Genomic DNA, 16239 nt, shown 5'->3' with positions numbered 1-16239 from the left:
TTAACCACGCACCAATGCCTGTACCGATACCGGACGGTCATGCATATGTTCCGGGTTGACCCCGGTTTCCCGTACTTTATCAAGGCGAAATAGCGTATCTAAGGTTTCATTATAAAGCGGGCCTTTATCAGTTAACGCATATTCTTTTAAGTTGGTTACGGGAGCGTGCAACAGTTGATTGACAATGGAATTGGCCATTGCCTTAATCACTTTTTGATCATGATCAGATAATTCCCCCAGCCTGTTAAAAGCCCGCTCAAGTTCCTTCTGTTTTATTTCATTACCAAGTTTTTTAAGCGCAGCCACAGTAGGAATTACATACTGGGAACCAAGCCAGTGGGCAAACTCTTCAACGCTTTCTTCTATAATTGCTTCTGCCTGCACAGCTGCGCGCTTGCGTTCCATCAGGTTATTGTCGATCACGTTTTGCAGCGCATCGATGTCATACAAAGACACACCAGGCAGCTTGCCTACTTCTGGCTCAATATCCCTTGGAACTGCTATATCAATCATCATAATCTTTTTGCCGGGGTTTTCTGTTAATACTTTTCGAATCCCTTTACTTTTAACCACATAGTGTGTTGCAGCGGTGCAACTTATTACTATGTCGGCAGAACCAAGGTAATTATACAGTTCGTTAAATTTTACAGCTTTGCCTTTAAATTGATCCGCCAGATATATTGCCCGTTCGAAGGAACGATTTGATACAATAACTCCGGAAACACCATTTGCTACCAGATGCTTGGCGGTCAGTTCACTCATCTTGCCCGCACCAATAACCAGAACCGATTTTCCTATTAAATTTCCAAATAATTGTTTGGCCATTTCAACTGCGGCATAACTAATAGAAACGGCATGCTGATCAATACCGGTTTCTGTACGGACTCGTTTGCCGACAGTTACTGCCTGTTTAAACAGGTTATTAATGACCTTGCCGGTGGATTCATGTTTGTGTGCCGACTGGTATGCTGTCCTAACTTGCCCTAGAATTTGGGTTTCTCCCAGCAGCATGGAATCAAGCCCGGCAGCAACTTTAAAAAGATGTTGAACAGCTTTATTCTGAATATGAACGTAAGTATATTTTTTTATTAGTGCTAAATCAACTCCGGATTTTTGCTTGAAAAAATTTCTAATATTCTCAATCCCATGTTCAGTGTCTGACACATGAGCATATATTTCCGTGCGGTTGCAGGTAGAAATAATCACACATCCCTGAATTAGGGGATCAGCAAGCAATTTGCCATAAGCCTCCTGCAATGCATTTTCTGAGAATGATAGCTTTTCACGAATTTCCACCGGAGCAGTTTTATGATTTAAGCCCACTATGATAATAGACACTTTTTACCCGCTCCTTTGCTTGCTCTATATCTCCCTGCTTGACCAGGTCAATGGTAAGGTTATCAACCAGATTTTTAAGGATGTAGCTTCTTTGTTCAAGATCTTCGATATTATTAATAACAAGGTTTCTCATATTACCAATGTAATCGATAAATTCTTTAAACTGGGGACCGAAATCAGCTTCTAATTTTTTTCTTAGAACTTTGGCCAGGGCCGGGCTTTTACCTCCGGTGGATATGGCCAGCTGCAGGTCTCCCCGAACGACTGTAGATGGTACGATAAAAGTGCATAATGAAGGTTTATCAACTACATTGACCGGGATATTTTTCTGCGCACAATCCTTTGCTATAGCACTATTAACAGCATGATTATTGGTTGCACAAAAAACAAGGCAGGCATCATCAAGTTCAGCAGTGTGATAATTGGTCCCACGATAACAGACTTTACCGTCTGCCACCAGTTCCTGCAGTGCGTTGTTTAATTTTGTGCTAATTATATAAACTTTAGCATCGTATGCCAAAAGGTTTTTTACTTTTCGTTCGGCAACGCTGCCTCCGCCTATAACAAGACATTTTTTATTCTTAATATCTAGAAAAAGAGGGTAATGCTTCAAACCAATCCACCTTTTCTAAAACTTTCTCACGCCTACGAAATCAGAAATTATTTGCATAGTCTTTTTAATCGGCACATCGGGTAAAGCATTTAATTCCTTTTTAGCTTTGACAATGTATTTTTGGACAATTTCCGAGGAGTGTTGTATGCCCCCGCCTTCTTTAATCAAAAAAATAGCTTCGTTAATTTCCTCCTCGGTTTTGCTCTTCTTGGCAATTAGTGCTCTGAGTCTATTACGATTAGGGCTCTTTTGCAGTGAGTAAATTGTCGGCAGTGTAATTATCCCCTGACGAAGATCACTCCCAACCGGCTTACCCAGTTTAATTTGTTCGGCTGTCATATCAAGGATGTCGTCAGTAATTTGAAAAGCCATGCCTATATTATGGCCAAATCTTCGCAATCCTTGATGTACGCCGGCAGGGGCTCCGCATGCCACGGCACCTAGTTGTGCGGATGCTGCAATTAATAAAGCGGTTTTTCTGTTGATACGGTAAAAATAGTCTTTAATATTTTGATCAGCATCAAATGCGGATGAAATCTGAATAATTTCACCCTCACACATTTTAACACTGGTTTCCGCTAAAACTTTGGGAATTAAAGGCTCTTTGTATCTTGATATTAAAATTAACGACTTACCCAATAGATAATCGCCAACGTGTGAGGAAATCTTATTACCCCAGCGTGCTTTAACCGTTGGCATACCCCGTCTGGTAAGGGAAGAATCTACAACGTCATCATGTACTAAGGTAGCCATATGAATAAGTTCTAAGGCTACGGCAAGTGGTAATAGCTTGTCTAAATCAAAATTATAAAATTTCCCCCCTAATAAACAGAATGCTGGACGTAATCTTTTACCTCCGGCGTTAATCAGGTGGGTTGCCGTGTCGGTAAGCAACTGGTTCGATGCTTGTACGGCCTGTTTTAACTCTTCTTCCACTATGCCGAGTTCATACCGTATGTCACTAAAAAAATCAAAATTCATTAAGTTCACCTACTTGTGGCAGCGATGCTCAAACGAGCAACAAACAGCGGAACAATCATAAGCCTTCGACATACTTGTTTAAATTTCCTCTATAGGGTTATCTATAAAATCGAAGACATGATATCGAAATATAGTAAAATATTACTATTAAAGCCTTTAGGGCTCACTATAATAGATTATTATATTTTACCTTTAAAATCAATGGAATTGTATACACGACAAGCTTGTTTATATTAATAGCATTTGTTATAATGTTTGTTGTCCCCAAAAACAATATACGGGGGTGGATGGTGCCTGGTGGTGCTCCTGGTCTTCAAAACCAGTCGTGGGGCGGCGTTCCCGTCCCTGGTGAGTTCGATTCTCACACACTCCCGCCAGTAAGCTTTGCGGCGTTTGGGTTAAGCTACCCAAACGCTTTTTTATTTTGATAAAAATGCAAAACCAGTACAGCTCAAACAACTGCTTTTAGCACTACCGGATTAAGTAAGGACGACTGATTTTTTACGCCCCTTCCTGCTAATTTAGGGAGGTAATATTAATGGCAAGGGAGAGTAAAAAAAGAACCAGCTTTCAAAAAATCTTGGTAACTACTTGGAGCTAGGCCTGGCCGTCCCTTCCAATACTGCCATTCCAAGTGCTTGGCTGGTTTATACCGGCATCACCGAACAGGGGCAGCGGTCTTTGCACCCGCTGCCCGTCTTGAAACCCAATTAAATTATTTAAAATAATCACCTACAACCATAAAAATATCTAACGTTCTCACCATGCCAATAAGTTTACCCCTTTTTAACACCGGCAACGAATTTACCTTATGCTTTAACAAAGCCTGGGCCACTTCACTGACACTATCACGGGCGTCTACCGTAGCAAGGGCAATTGGGCGCATGACATCCCTAACAATCAGTTTTGCATGTTCCCGCATGCTGTTAATATAATACCACCCCCATGATTCAGCTTTAAAATTGGGGTCATTATTTAATTCCTTCAGGCCAACTGCTTTTAGTATTTCATTTAAACTTAAAACCCCTACAAGCTCACCGCTCTGCCCGAGCACTATAACACTCCTGTGTCCATACCAGGCCCTACCGTCTTTATGAAAGGAGTCTCGCAAAACTTTAATGGCACGATAAAGGGTCTCTTTTTCGGAAATAGTAACGTAATCACTTATTGATATCATAATATCCTCTGCTGTTTTTTTAACCACAGTCAACAACTCCTTTAATCATTCCAAAAACTCCCCCACAGACCAAAACAAGTCAATGGTTCTGACTATTCCAACCAATTCCTTACCCGACATTACCGGCAACGAGTTTATCTTCCACTTTACCATAGTCACAATAGCCTCAAAAATAACGCAATCTTCTTGTACTGTGATGAGACTTAAAGGACGCATAATATCCTTCGTAACTATTTGCAAGCTATTATGGAAACGGGGCATAAAGAATAAACCCATAGGATCACCTTTCAGCAAATGATCCAGCATTGCCTGTATTTTAAAAGCTTTTAAAAGGCTCCTAAGAGTCAAAATTCCTACAAGTTCCTCCCTGTCGTTAATAACAAGGAGTGATTGAAAACCATACCAGGTACCGTCTTTCTGGTGAAAAGATTCCCGCATGATACTAAAAGCTTCGGCTGCAGTATAATCTTCATATATTACCGGGTATTCTTTTACCGGAACCATATAATCGCGAACCCTTTTATTATCATACATAGTAATACCCCCATAAAAAATGAACCTCAAAACCTCAAAACCTTAAAACATTGTTAAACAGGCTTCGGCCAGGACCAGGGATCCATTTGCCCCGCTGAAAGGCCCAAATGCTTCATGTATTTTCCGGTAATAAAAATATATTCACTTAAGATGTGTCCCATATACTGCACACCGTGCTCTTGTTCTGGAATTACCGTGAAAGGAAAACAGAGCCTAAACCGGTATCTACCCGTATTCTCCACATGTAAGGTTTCCCTTTCAATGGCCATGCCCATATGCTTTTCAATAAAATCTTTTTTCTGCAAAAGAGGCAGAAAAACAGAACCTTTATAACCGTCCATAACCAATTCAATGGTCAGTAACTTTTGACCCTTGTATTGACCTTTACGAGGTATACTTTTGTATACCCGGTAGAAGACATCTACATCTTTAAATACACGAATACATTTTGATGATTGCAGCGAATTAATAGTTTTACCCAAAGAAATACAATAAATATTAATACCTCTCCGGGCAAGTAGCTCACGCGCCTGCGCAATAACGTCTTCTAAGAACACTCCAAATTCTTTATTGGCAATACCGTTTTTTTCGCTGCTTTTATTACCCTTACGTTCATTACCAATGGTCTGCGGCAGCTTTTCTTTAACCCAGTGCTCAAATAATTTCAATACTTCCAATTGATGTTCTGCTACAACATGATGCACAACAAATGCTTTCCTCTGCTGTTCCAAAATGTTGACAAACTCCTTATAAGTCATATAACCACCCCCCGGTTAAACAAGCTCCTTTAACACTCCGGCAGCCTGTTTTTAAAAAAGGGTGCTTAGCATCCAATCTGCCGCGCACCCTTAAACAATCATCATTTTGCACATATCTTTTTCTTCAGATCTAATAAAGGATAATTTTTTGTATTTTTTTTGTTTCCTTTAATCAGCCTTAACCTCGTTTCTGTTTTAACCGGTAAGGTTTTTACCCTGTGCATTTCGGCAAGGAAAAAAGGTTCCTCCAAGTTCCTGACCATCCAGCAGTATAGTTTTTTCCATAACTCCATAAGGACATCTCCCTTATCTTTTTTTAAACAAGGCATCACTGTGTTACAACGACCTAAACTGTTTGAGCTAGCCGTGCTGGACAATCTGGTGCGCCCCTTCTTTCGCCTCTTTTTGCAGCTCCCTTTTTCTTTTCCACATATTACCGAGTATGATAATTCCCCCTGTGGCCAGCGCAATACACATGGTAATAAAACTGATATTATTAAGAAAATGAATGGTGCCCCGGGCAATATCCAACTTGCCCAACTCATGCAGGTAGCCCGGTATAGCGAAACCTCTGCTTACAGAAACAATAATCATAATGGTAGACATTACCACTTTTATCATGTATTCTTTTACATACGTAGTTCCCACTGCTCCAAGTTGAACCCCAATCAAAGATCCGGCAAGGATTAAAACAACCATTCTAATGTCCACAAAGCCTCCCATGGCCCAGGTCACTGTACCGGTTAATCCCATCATAAAAGCAATAACTAATTCTGTGGCGCTAGCCATCAACGCAGGTATGCCGAGCACATAAATCATTCCCGGTACTCCAACAAAACCACCCACGGCAATGGTTGCTGCCATCATGCCGGTCGCCAGCCCCACGGGAACCGTTACCCATAAAGAAACCTTAGTATTAGTGGATTTTATATGAATCATCGGTGGGATATTAATTTTTTTAATTTTATCCGCCAGACTGGAAGAAGTGTCTTCCGATTTAGAGCGCATTGCCCTTCTGGCATCAAAGAGCATATATATCCCCAGTACAGTTAAGATAGAAACAAAAGCCAAACTTACATAAAGGTTTGAACCTGCTGCACCCCATTGAGTAAAAATGAATTTCTGTATTTTTATGCCTATTTGCACACCAATTGTAGCACTAACGGCCATAATGACACCTAGTTTTATATCTACCTGGCCATACAAAAAGCGTTTATATGACCCCACCAGCGCCTTGGGAAATTTGTGGCACATGTTGGTGGCCACTGCAATGGCTGCCGGAACCCCCAGACTCATCATCCCCGGAGTCAGCACAAAAGCTCCTCCCGATCCAATAAACCCGCTGATCAGCCCGCCAAGAAAACCAAGGATAAACAAAAACAGCATACTGAATGTATTTAGTTCAATAAATTTTTTAACGATATCCTCCGAGTTTAATACCTCGCCGGCCGCTTCACCAATGCCGGGAAGCGATATTATAGCTGCAACTGCCAAAGCTATGATGCTTAACCTTTTGATCAGAATAGACTTATTTTTTTTCATTTAATGTCCCCCCTTTTTATTTACCGGTTTAAAGCCAACAGCTTCAATAAAGTAATTAGCAAAGGCCCCATGCACAAAGGAAAATACCAGAGCGGTAACAATAACTGCCAGGGAAAATACTCCACCGCGGGTAAAATAATCAGTGACCGCCTGCTGGTTAAGAAATACTATTACGTATAGTGCCATAGATACTACGCCCCAAACAATTGTAAGTAAAATATTTTTGTTCATTTCCCCACCTCTTTAAATTTTTTAAATTTTCAGTAAATTAAAGACAAGTTATTTTTACTTTGAATCCCCTCCTTGCACTAGATTTTAGCCTTTGTGCTATTTATCACTTTTGCATTGCTACTATTGCAACCGGCATGCCATTGGGTATAGAGAAAAATATCACATAATCATTGGATCTTATTTTCATAAATTAACTCAATTGGTGAAAATCACAACAGATGCTGTATGATATCTGGTCAACAAATAAAAACAACCGCCTAAGCCGTATATTACCTGTAAAAAAGATCAGATGATTTAGGATGGAATTGTCATAAAATTAGTCAGTATTTTCTGTTTTTTAACGTAAGCACTTTGAGCATTATGGTTTTTTCAAAATTTTTCTCTAACCTCAACTAGTTGATCAGGTATAGAACATTTAAGTAAAACAAATCGCCCTTTCGGGCGACTGAACAATAAACCGAGGATGGATGTCTTGTTCTTGGGATCCGGAAGACCTGGCCGGTCTTCCAAATCCTCCGGGTATAAACTTACCGGGGCGCTAGAATGAAGGTGGAGTTATGGCAGTTATTGCCACATACAAGTCAGGACCGGGGTTAAAGGTTCTATGAGCCACTTTTTTGGGAATATAGATGCTATCACCTGCTTCCAGTAATACAGCACCATTTTCAAATTCAAATTTTCCTTTTCCCGAAATGACAAAGGTGCATTCTTCACCAATATGTGATAACAGTTCGGGCGAACTATATTCACCCGCTTCCACTTCCCAATAAATCATCTCTAATTGACCACTTACGTCAGGTGTTAATAACTGCAAGCTGATCGCGGTTTCAGAGGCTTGAAAAATTTTTCGCTCGTTCTTCCTGATAACATTATCTGTAAAATCCCTTTCCTCCAATAAAAAAGAAAAGGCAGGTCTTTCCAGAGCTTTACTAATTTTGCGCAGCGCGGTGAGGGAAGGTTCAATCTTACCCAATTCAACCTGGCTTAAGTAGCTAATCGAAAGCCCTGTTTTATCTGCTAATTCCTTGAGTTTCAGTTTTTTATTCTTTCTTACTTTACGTATAGTATCTCCCAGCATATTCACAGCATCCAACCCTTACACTTGTTAAGACAATTACCATGCCCAGAACAATTTTTAATGATCGCTAATTATCAAACCCATGTTCATAATGCTTAAAATAATCAGGTTTTACTTATAAATACGACATTTTATGGGGCAGTTCCTCCCGATTTTACTAATCAAAAGGTTTATAATGCATATATAATCCGCCAAGTCTTCCGGTTATAAAAGTTCAAAGACCTGCTGCGTTTATGTTTCAAAAACAAGAGGACCTGCTTGCAAGGTCCTCTTGTACTAATATTATCTTTTTATAGTTTTAATTAAACTTACTGCAGCCAATACCCCAATTTACATTCCTGCATTTTCGGATTTATTTTCCGCCTGCCGGGGGAAGGTCAAGTAAATGCTTAAATAGCCAAATACCGGCCCAATTAAATTTGCAACAATGCTAAAAGCAAAGGCGATCAGGATATCCTGGCCGGCCGACCCGGTCTGGTGAAAGAACCCTCCATAGTAGGTGGCAAAGACGCAGGAATAACCGTTAAAAGCCGCCAGTCCGCAGCTGGTTGCGGGTACCCTTAACACCAGCATCAGCAGAAGCACGGTAATGAATACCGCCAGCATCATGGCGGGCATTAAGGACAGGAAGCCCATAAATACATTAATCAACCAGATACACAACGCGGCAAGCACGGCGCCCGCCAATGCCGCAGGGTAAACACTCTTGAACACGCTCGTGTTGGCTCCAAGGGCAAAGTACCAGGCCCAGGCGATGAACAGCGCCCAAACAGGCAGCCCCAGCTGAGGCAGTGCAACCAGGCATGATACCGCTGCCAGCAAAGCAACCACGATTTCAATCGGAATTAGGGTTTTCATTTATATCACCCCTGAATTCTATTTTTGATGCATTTCTTCATTGATGCATTTCTTCAATAAATGAGGTATTGAATGTTCCGGCCAGGTAACTGGCGCTGCTGATGATGGCCAGATTGGCGGGAACTGTTGTTTTAACCCCTGCAATCACAAATTCTGACAGTGCGTCTTTGAGCCGCTGAATTGATTCCGAGCGGTTGCTGCCCCAGGCGATCACCTTGGCCAGCAGCGGGTCGTAATACGGCGGAACAACGCCGCCTTCCTCCAGGGCATGGTCTATTCTCAGCCGGCCGTCATCCATTGGGGGAAAGTGCAATTTGGCAATTGACCCGGGTGACGGGAAAAATGTTACCGGATCCTCGGCGTAAACCCTGGCTTCAACGGCATGCCCGCTTAATTGAATGTCACTTTGCCGGACTTTCAGCTGCTCGCCGGAGGCAATTGCCAGCTGGCATTGAACAATATCCAATCCGGTGACAAATTCGGTTACAGGGTGTTCAACCTGCAGCCTGGCGTTTATCTCCATAAAATAATATTTTCCGTCATCAGCTCTTAAAAACTCCATTGTGCCGGCACCCTGGTAATTCATCGCCTGAACCAGGCTCTTGGTATATTGATAAAGGTTTTCTCTGTCCTCTTCCGTTACCACGGGAGAGGGGGATTCCTCAATGATCTTCTGGTAGCGCCGTTGAATGGAGCACTCCCGCTCACCCAGGCAGACTACATTGCCGTGGCGGTCTGCAAGGAATTGAATTTCAATATGCCGCGGTTTTTCCACCTTTATTTCAACATAGCAGTCGGATGATGCAAAGGCCAGCTGACCGATGCGCGACAGTCTCTCGTAGGCCTGCTTCACTTGCCCCTGCCCCTGGCCGCGGATAATCTCAATGCCCTTGCCGCCGCCACCTTTGTCCAGCTTCAGGATGAGTGGGAATCCAAACTGATAGCCGAAACGGCGGATCTCGTCGGCATCCTGCAGGGGTTTTACGGTTCCCGGTACCACAGGTACGCCAGCTTTGGTGGCGAGGTCCCGGCAGTAACATTTGGATTCTATGGCTTTGAGCACCGCCGGCAGCGGCCCGATCCAGTTCATCCCACCTGCGGCAACGGCTTCGGCAAACGCCGCGTTCTCCGATAAAAAGCCGTAGCCCGGGTGCACGGCGTCGGCCCCTGATTTTTTAGCCGTATCAATAATGACGTCAATATTAAGATAGCTTTTAACGGGGTTGGCGGGGCCGATAAGATAGGCTTCGTCGGCCTGCTGTAAATAAAAAGCGTTTTTATCGGCCTCCGAGTAAACAGCGACCGTTTTAATGCCCAGCTTCCGGCAGGCCCTGATAATTCTGGGCACAATTTCTCCCCTGTTGGCAATTAGTAATTTTTTGACCATTTTTTTTGCCTCTACTCGCCCTCTACTTCCAAAATCACCATCGGGCTATCCACTTCCATCTCATCCCACTCGGCTACCAGAATTTTCTTAACCACGCCGTCATACGGCGAAAGTACGGAAAGCTCGTTTTTCATGCAGTTGATTACAGCCACTTCCTGGCCCCGGGCAACTTTTTCACCCTCGTTGACTACAACCCGGGCCACCAAGCCGGGCATGTGCGCGTTAATCGCCTTTTCCATATTACAGTCCTCCTTGTCTAATAGGTCTTTAATTGATTATTTTTAAGATTCGCTGATTTTTACCAGCGGTATTTCCAGGCGCTCATACTCCTCTTTGATCTTTTTAACGACCTCTGCGGCATTGGGTGAATCTCCGTGACAGCAGATGGTATCCGCCCGGGCACTGATCAAATTACCGCTGATAGTATTAATTTGTCCTTGCCTGGCCACCATTACAGCCCGCTCGGCAACCTCTCCGGGGGACCGGGGCTTCTTTTTACGCTCCAGCACCCAGTTGCCGTCATCGTCATAACTCAGGTCGACTAGAATTTCGGCGGCTACTTTAAGGCCCAACTTTTTGCCGCGCTCCCAGATCAACGTGTTTCTTTGAACAAAAAGATAAAGTTGGAAGTTATACCTGGATACGGCATCCAAAAATGCATCGGCATACCTTTCGTCTTCGGCGACCATGCGGTAAAGAATCCCGTGCGGCTTGACATGTTGCATTGACATGCTGCGGACTTTTAAAAAGGCGTCCAGCGCTCCAAGTTGGTAAAGGGTGTCTGTCCTCAGTTCCTCAGGGGTGATATCCATTCTCCTTCGTCCGAATCCCTGTTTATCGGGCAATCCGGTATGGGCACCTACGGCAACCCTGTATTTTTTGGCTAACTGCACAGTTTCATCCATAACCAGCGGGTCGCCGGCGTGAAAGCCACAGGCGACATTGGCCGAAGTGATATGCTTCATCACTTCCTCATCGTTGCCAAGCTTATACCGGCCAAAGCTTTCCCCCATATCGACGTTGATATCCATTTATGTCACCTCTTCTAGTAATTTAAGCCAGTGATTTCTCATCAAATAAAGCCCTTTGTGCCCTGCGCGCTAAAGCGGCCTCCTCCTGGGTACACATTTCGAACCTGATGTAGTCGCGGGAAGGAGTGCCCTGGCCGACTTTCCACAGGTCGGCGTTAATCACGGACAGAACGCACATGTAACCGCCCAGGGTGGGCCCGTCCCCGATCAGCAGCACCGGCGTGTTCCCGCAGATGTTCAAGGCGCCGCGCATGGCGTAGGCGTGGTCTACAATATTGGACGGGTGACTGCCGCCGACACCGCCGTCCTCCCGGGCAAAGAATCCTTCTTTTAGTTCTTGCAGACGGTATGCAGAGCGGTTGGAGCTGTGCTGAATCTTAAAAGCATTGCTGAATAAATAATTCATTCCTTCCTCGGTGACGTAGTCCGGGCACGTGTTCGGCCCCGGAACAGCCCTTAAAACCCATTCCCGAGCGTATTCCGGAATGGCTTCTTTTTTAATCTTCCTGCCTTTGAGATTGTTCAGGTCCCGGGTGGGGTTGCCGAAATTAACGATATCCCCGGCCTGCAGTTTTCTTCCCTGGTAACCGCCATAGCTGCCGAAAATGCAGGTCGATTTGCTGTCGAGGTAGACCGGCACATCAATGCCCCCGGCGACACTTAAATATGACCTGAAACCAAGATTGCCGAAATGGTTGAATTTAATTTTATCTCCCTTGCTTACTGCAATTGACTCCCACATGGGAACGGGCTGGCTGTTAATGGTGGGCTGCATGTCCGTGCCCGTAATGCTGATGACGGTGTTTGAGGCGAATTCCGCCTCAAAGTAGCCTCCGGCAATCTCTATACCGGCCTCGCCGTGCGGGTTGCCGACCAGCAGGTTGGCCAGGTCCAGGGCTACATTGTCCATTGCCGCGGAGGGCGCCATGCCTTTGCCCAGGTAGCCCAGGCGGCCCGGCCAATCTTCAACGATAACCTCGATTCCGGGGTTGATAACCTTTAACATGTTCCTTCCTCCCATCCAATTAATTTAATAATATTAAAGCCTGGGCGCCTGTTTGGTGCCTTCCTTTTGCCTGGCCTGGAATTCCCGGGCACCCCGCTGCACTTCTTCGGAATTATAAAACTCCAGATAGTCCTTAACCGGAATTTGACCTTCCTCAATTTGATACTGGTAATCGGTCTTGTCGTGCACATGCTCGTAAATATGCAGTATTTCCTGTTCCGTTACCTCGTGGAACCGGATCCGGTCGGCGGAGCGATAAAGAAACGGGCTGTCTTTAAATAACGGGTGCTTTTGGCTGAACTGGAAGGTGGGTATGGTTCTGCCGAACAGCTGGTATCCGCCGCCTGTGGGAGTGGTATACGTAAATACGCAGGGTCCGCCGATGCCTACGGTTCCTTCCGGTGTCCAGGTTCTTGGCGGGTTGTACTTGGGCACTACAATAGCGCACCTGGGATCCATCGGCCAGAAGAATCCCCCGCCGGGCCAGAAACCGCCGCCGCTGTTATACCAGTCGGTGCCCAGCAGCATTTTTTTGATCTCCTCCACCGTGACGCCGTTGCACATCGCGATATATTCCAGATTATAGCCGTTAATCACGTTGGGCGCGCCCGGCCTTACTTCCTTTACATACTTCGCCACAGCCTTTTTGGTTTCACTGTCCTCGAAAGCGATGGGCAGGTGAATCAGCCGCGATTCCACCACAATATCCTCAATTGACTTCACGGATTCTTCGGCTGCTTTGATCGTATCGATCAGTTGCAGGACGGAAAGGACTTCCGGGTCGAAATGAAACAAATTGGTCCGGATGCCGGGAACAGTTTCGATCAAGCCGAGCAGGTTTTTGGACAGGATTAGTTCGTTGATTACCTGGATTCTAAACGAATCCTGCAGGTTGGCCCGTTGCTCCCGCCCATACTCAACCTGCAGAAAACCGTCGCCTGCCTGCCTGAACAGTACCTCCAACCGGGACCCGGTGGCCGGCAAAGTGTCTAAAATTACGTTATAGGGCAAATTTGCCATACTCTTAACCTCCTAATTCAAAAATCGGGCTATTAGACGAAATACCAACTTTTCCCCCCTTTTTAGGTAAGATATTTGTCTTTAAGGATCTACTTTTTGGTCTTGTCGGTTTTTTGGATACCTTCCCGAATTCCCTGCTAATATAAGAAAGGCCTCGCGGAAATACTTCCGCGAAGGCCTCTTTGCCCATTAAGCTGCTGTTTTTTTTCAGCGCATAAATTGGATCAAAAACGTCAATTTATCAATCTATCAATCCTTATATAATTTATTTTGCCACCTTGTAGGGTTAATTTGAAAAATGCAGTATAAGTGTAAAATGTTAAGTTATGATTTTATTATATCTAAAATTAACTAATTTGCAATAAGAAAATTACATTATATATAAAATTTATATAAAGTTTTTTTTAGTCTGCCAGGCACCTAACCGGTCCGCCGGCAATGCCCAGCAGACATTGATTACAGGAAATACAATTGGAGGTGTGGGGCTGGGAAATTTCAAGAAACTTGGCGGGCAAATCCGGCTCACAGATCAGAGGGCGGCAGATGCCTAAAAAGTCCAGGCCTTCAGCTAGTAATTCTTCCATGACCTGCAATGACCTGATCCCGCCGGTAACAGCCAGCGTCTTTTCACCAATTGCCTGCTTAAAAGGTTTTACGGCATGCCTGAAATAAGCTTCACCGCGTCCGGCCTGCTGTTTAAGTCTGGAGCGCAGTTTTACCTGATCTTTCAGCCCGCCGCTGATTTCAATAAGGTCAACTCCCGACTTCGTTAATTGAGTGGCGGCTTCCAGATATTCATTTATACCCTGCCCGCCTTCAAGATAATCTTCGCAATTGATTTTCCAGAGCAGCGGCATTTCTGCGCCTATTTTTTCCCTGATGGCGTAACATACTTCAACAGCAAAACGAGTCCTGTTGCTGAGGCTGCCCCCCCACTGGTCGGTGCGGTTATTGGTTGCCGGAGACATGAACTGGCTGATGAGGTAACCATGCGCCCCGTGTACCGCAACGGCGTCAAAACCTGCCTTTTTAACTCTAAGCGCCGCATCACCGAAGGCCTGGATAATTCTTTTAATTTCCTCTGCAGTAAAATCGCTAAGCGCATAACTGACACCTTTAGCTCCATAAGAGTAACCGTAACCGGATACTCCGCCGTGGTGCAGCTGCACCGCGCACCGGCATCCTTTACCGTAACGGTGGATGACTTCAGCAATTTGCTCCAGACCTTGAATGTGTTGATCATCCCAGGCGGCCAATTGCCGGTTCCACACCCGGCCATTTTTTTCAACAGCACACGCGCCGGTAACAATCAGCCCGGTTCCGCCGGCAGTCAGGGCTGCATACAACTTTAAAATTTCTTCAGTCACAAAGCCTTCTTCGTCCGCCATATTTTCCATAGTAGCTGAACGCAGAATACGATTTTTAACGGTCATTTGATTAATTTTTTCCGGTGTAAATGTTTTAAGCATGATTCACCCACCCGGTAATTGAATTTTTTAACTAATTCAACAAATATGTAAAATATCCTACTCATATTAAATTTAAAATGTAATTTATGTTTAATTTTAATAAATATTACATTATACATGAAGCTTTAACGAGAAAATCGGAACACTGGCACCAGCGGGCTGTCCCCTTATTTCGGATTCTTCTCTAACCATTTAGCCCCCTCCGGTGTTTGATTCGATTATGATATTTTCTGTAAGTAAAAATGCCATAGCCTGCGCAGTGACCGTCATCGTGGCTACTCTGAGTTTTATTGTTATTAACGTAACCAAGGACAGGCTCTATTTAAACGTCTATCAAATGGATAGGTCATTGTTGCCTCAAAAAGACGATTAATACTTGGCGGGAGATAAAATACTTTTCTGGCTATTTGGATGTTCATTTCGATAGGAAATTGCATCTTTCGAAAACCGATTCCACAGTGTTTCGCCAAACACATTATTCCAATAACTTCGTTTTAAGTAATAAGTGAAGTAATCACTTTCTTCTCCAATACCAAACAATCATAGCTCCCATTATCCAGTGCATCTGGATCGAGGCCCCATATAGCCCTGTTTAAAAAAGATATCTTTTCCTTTGTTACAGCCTGAACCGAACTAAAAATGTATAAAAAAAAGTAGCTGGTGATTTGAAAGAAGGTTTTCCAAATATAATCCTTCTCTTAAACTAGCCGCAAAAGTTGCACGTGAATTAAACACAACTATAAATAAACTGTTTATTTTGGAAAATCACGATTATAATTAGTTTACTCCCCCCGAGTGTTTCCGTGAATCAAGTTCTAAAGTAGCTAAAACCCTCAGCTCAGCTTGAAAGATGATATAATAAGAGGCATGCATTTTGTAAAAATCTCGCGGATCAAGGAGTCCGGATTAGAGGTGTGAGAGATGAAAAAGGTTAAGCTAACCCGTGCAGCATGGCTTAGAAAGCCGCGGACCCAGGTGGTTCCCAATAAAAAGGCACAGGAAAAGAAATATGCCTGCAGGAAGGCAAAGGGAACATCAGAGGATACATAGGTTGTCTTATTTCTTAAAGGATCTATTCTACATCTACACAGTATTGATCGTATGGTACAAGCTCGTTTCTTCTAAACACTTATATCTGCCGCCAGGAAATCCCATAAATACGAGACTTCTGTAATACTGACAGATGGTTCGTTTGCTTCATTAGCTTTACCAACAC

The 16239-nt window shown here is 44.0% G+C and carries 20 protein-coding genes and 1 tRNA gene; 3 read left to right on the top strand and 18 right to left on the bottom strand.

The window, feature by feature from the left end; genetic code table 11:
- From hemA to BM056_RS02400, 3 genes are read right to left on the bottom strand one after another with little or no spacing between them, the layout of a single operon-like run.
- Complete coding sequence (gene hemA, locus BM056_RS02410) at window positions 1-1338, bottom strand: glutamyl-tRNA reductase (protein WP_092468333.1); 1338 nt, start codon at window positions 1336-1338, stop codon at window positions 1-3.
- Window positions 1307-1951: a precorrin-2 dehydrogenase/sirohydrochlorin ferrochelatase family protein gene (locus BM056_RS02405; protein ID WP_092468331.1), complete on the bottom strand. Its 645-nt coding sequence runs from the start codon at window positions 1949-1951 to the stop codon at window positions 1307-1309. Before BM056_RS02405 ends, hemA begins: the two co-directional genes overlap by 32 nt.
- A gap of 15 nt (window positions 1952-1966) precedes the next feature.
- Window positions 1967-2932: a polyprenyl synthetase family protein gene (locus tag BM056_RS02400; protein ID WP_092468330.1), complete on the bottom strand. Its 966-nt coding sequence runs from the start codon at window positions 2930-2932 to the stop codon at window positions 1967-1969.
- A gap of 279 nt (window positions 2933-3211) precedes the next feature.
- On the opposite strand from BM056_RS02400, the gene BM056_RS25985 reads away from it, so the two are divergent.
- A tRNA-Sec gene (locus BM056_RS25985) sits at window positions 3212-3309 on the top strand.
- A 220-nt stretch (window positions 3310-3529) separates the two neighbouring features.
- Here the strand turns inward: BM056_RS25985 and BM056_RS27120 are convergent.
- The 15 genes from BM056_RS27120 to BM056_RS02330 form a co-directional block, all read right to left on the bottom strand.
- Complete coding sequence (locus BM056_RS27120; protein WP_274377501.1) at window positions 3530-3664, bottom strand: hypothetical protein; 135 nt, start codon at window positions 3662-3664, stop codon at window positions 3530-3532.
- A complete protein-coding gene (locus tag BM056_RS02395) occupies window positions 3648-4136 on the bottom strand; it encodes a CBS domain-containing protein (RefSeq protein ID WP_238456271.1) in 489 nt (162 codons plus the stop codon). The genes BM056_RS27120 and BM056_RS02395 overlap by 17 nt, the downstream gene beginning before the upstream one ends.
- A gap of 18 nt (window positions 4137-4154) precedes the next feature.
- Window positions 4155-4643, bottom strand: a complete 489-nt coding sequence (locus BM056_RS02390; protein ID WP_092468328.1) for a CBS domain-containing protein — start codon at window positions 4641-4643, stop codon at window positions 4155-4157.
- A gap of 53 nt (window positions 4644-4696) precedes the next feature.
- A complete protein-coding gene (locus BM056_RS02385; protein ID WP_092468326.1) occupies window positions 4697-5401 on the bottom strand; it encodes a hypothetical protein in 705 nt (234 codons plus the stop codon).
- Window positions 5402-5502: 101 nt separating this feature from the next.
- Window positions 5503-5694 (bottom strand): hypothetical protein, encoded by a 192-nt coding sequence (locus BM056_RS02380; protein WP_092468324.1) that lies wholly within the window; start codon window positions 5692-5694, stop codon window positions 5503-5505.
- 67 nt (window positions 5695-5761) lie between these two features.
- Window positions 5762-6943: a sulfite exporter TauE/SafE family protein gene (locus BM056_RS02375; RefSeq protein WP_092468322.1), complete on the bottom strand. Its 1182-nt coding sequence runs from the start codon at window positions 6941-6943 to the stop codon at window positions 5762-5764.
- Window positions 6944-7174: a hypothetical protein gene (locus BM056_RS02370; protein WP_092468320.1), complete on the bottom strand. Its 231-nt coding sequence runs from the start codon at window positions 7172-7174 to the stop codon at window positions 6944-6946.
- 538 nt (window positions 7175-7712) lie between these two features.
- Complete coding sequence (locus BM056_RS02365) at window positions 7713-8252, bottom strand: helix-turn-helix domain-containing protein (RefSeq protein WP_092468318.1); 540 nt, start codon at window positions 8250-8252, stop codon at window positions 7713-7715.
- A gap of 330 nt (window positions 8253-8582) precedes the next feature.
- Entirely contained in the window at window positions 8583-9110 is a 528-nt protein-coding gene (locus tag BM056_RS02360; RefSeq protein ID WP_092468316.1) for a DUF1097 domain-containing protein, read from the bottom strand.
- Between the two features lie 37 nt (window positions 9111-9147).
- Complete coding sequence (locus BM056_RS02355; RefSeq protein ID WP_092468315.1) at window positions 9148-10497, bottom strand: acetyl-CoA carboxylase biotin carboxylase subunit; 1350 nt, start codon at window positions 10495-10497, stop codon at window positions 9148-9150.
- 11 nt (window positions 10498-10508) lie between these two features.
- Window positions 10509-10736, bottom strand: coding sequence for a biotin/lipoyl-containing protein (locus BM056_RS02350; protein ID WP_092468313.1), 228 nt, complete (start codon window positions 10734-10736; stop codon window positions 10509-10511).
- Between the two features lie 42 nt (window positions 10737-10778).
- The gene (locus BM056_RS02345) at window positions 10779-11528 is read right to left on the bottom strand and encodes a 5-oxoprolinase subunit PxpA (RefSeq protein WP_092468312.1); all 750 of its coding nucleotides are present in this window, start codon (window positions 11526-11528) and stop codon (window positions 10779-10781) included.
- Between the two features lie 22 nt (window positions 11529-11550).
- Window positions 11551-12534 (bottom strand): 5-oxoprolinase subunit C family protein, encoded by a 984-nt coding sequence (locus BM056_RS02340; RefSeq protein ID WP_092468310.1) that lies wholly within the window; start codon window positions 12532-12534, stop codon window positions 11551-11553.
- A 33-nt stretch (window positions 12535-12567) separates the two neighbouring features.
- Window positions 12568-13554, bottom strand: coding sequence for a carboxyltransferase domain-containing protein (locus BM056_RS02335; protein ID WP_092468308.1), 987 nt, complete (start codon window positions 13552-13554; stop codon window positions 12568-12570).
- Window positions 13555-13958: 404 nt separating this feature from the next.
- On the bottom strand, window positions 13959-15023 hold the full coding sequence (locus BM056_RS02330; protein ID WP_092468306.1) for an NADH:flavin oxidoreductase: 1065 nt from the start codon (window positions 15021-15023) through the stop codon (window positions 13959-13961).
- Window positions 15024-15243: 220 nt separating this feature from the next.
- Between BM056_RS02330 and BM056_RS25980 the strand changes: the two genes are divergently transcribed.
- Both BM056_RS25980 and BM056_RS27115 read left to right on the top strand, forming a co-directional pair.
- Complete coding sequence (locus tag BM056_RS25980; protein WP_165613327.1) at window positions 15244-15396, top strand: hypothetical protein; 153 nt, start codon at window positions 15244-15246, stop codon at window positions 15394-15396.
- A 548-nt stretch (window positions 15397-15944) separates the two neighbouring features.
- Complete coding sequence (locus tag BM056_RS27115) at window positions 15945-16073, top strand: hypothetical protein (protein WP_274377500.1); 129 nt, start codon at window positions 15945-15947, stop codon at window positions 16071-16073.
- The last annotated feature ends 166 nt before the right edge of the window (window positions 16074-16239 follow it).

It is taken from the genome of Desulfotruncus arcticus DSM 17038 (assembly GCF_900113335.1).
GTDB lineage: Bacteria > Bacillota > Desulfotomaculia > Desulfotomaculales > Desulfallaceae > Desulfotruncus > Desulfotruncus arcticus.
The sequence above is the reverse complement of the archived record's forward strand: the minus strand, read 5'-3'. Positions and strand labels throughout refer to the sequence as shown.

Coding starts and splice junctions, on each gene's coding strand:
- BM056_RS02380 (WP_092468324.1), bottom strand. CDS start 5,694: ATGGAGTTATGGAAAAAACTATACTGCTGGATGGTCAGGAACTTGGAG.
- BM056_RS02365 (WP_092468318.1), bottom strand. CDS start 8,252: ATGCTGGGAGATACTATACGTAAAGTAAGAAAGAATAAAAAACTGAAA.
- BM056_RS02370 (WP_092468320.1), bottom strand. CDS start 7,174: ATGAACAAAAATATTTTACTTACAATTGTTTGGGGCGTAGTATCTATG.
- BM056_RS02340 (WP_092468310.1), bottom strand. CDS start 12,534: ATGTTAAAGGTTATCAACCCCGGAATCGAGGTTATCGTTGAAGATTGG.
- BM056_RS02400 (WP_092468330.1), bottom strand. CDS start 2,932: ATGAATTTTGATTTTTTTAGTGACATACGGTATGAACTCGGCATAGTG.
- BM056_RS02360 (WP_092468316.1), bottom strand. CDS start 9,110: ATGAAAACCCTAATTCCGATTGAAATCGTGGTTGCTTTGCTGGCAGCG.
- BM056_RS27115 (WP_274377500.1), top strand. CDS start 15,945: ATGAAAAAGGTTAAGCTAACCCGTGCAGCATGGCTTAGAAAGCCGCGG.
- BM056_RS02330 (WP_092468306.1), bottom strand. CDS start 15,023: ATGCTTAAAACATTTACACCGGAAAAAATTAATCAAATGACCGTTAAA.
- BM056_RS25980 (WP_165613327.1), top strand. CDS start 15,244: ATGATATTTTCTGTAAGTAAAAATGCCATAGCCTGCGCAGTGACCGTC.
- BM056_RS02350 (WP_092468313.1), bottom strand. CDS start 10,736: ATGGAAAAGGCGATTAACGCGCACATGCCCGGCTTGGTGGCCCGGGTT.
- BM056_RS02345 (WP_092468312.1), bottom strand. CDS start 11,528: ATGGATATCAACGTCGATATGGGGGAAAGCTTTGGCCGGTATAAGCTT.
- BM056_RS02390 (WP_092468328.1), bottom strand. CDS start 4,643: ATGTATGATAATAAAAGGGTTCGCGATTATATGGTTCCGGTAAAAGAA.
- BM056_RS02375 (WP_092468322.1), bottom strand. CDS start 6,943: ATGAAAAAAAATAAGTCTATTCTGATCAAAAGGTTAAGCATCATAGCT.
- BM056_RS02355 (WP_092468315.1), bottom strand. CDS start 10,497: ATGGTCAAAAAATTACTAATTGCCAACAGGGGAGAAATTGTGCCCAGA.
- BM056_RS02335 (WP_092468308.1), bottom strand. CDS start 13,554: ATGGCAAATTTGCCCTATAACGTAATTTTAGACACTTTGCCGGCCACC.
- BM056_RS02385 (WP_092468326.1), bottom strand. CDS start 5,401: ATGACTTATAAGGAGTTTGTCAACATTTTGGAACAGCAGAGGAAAGCA.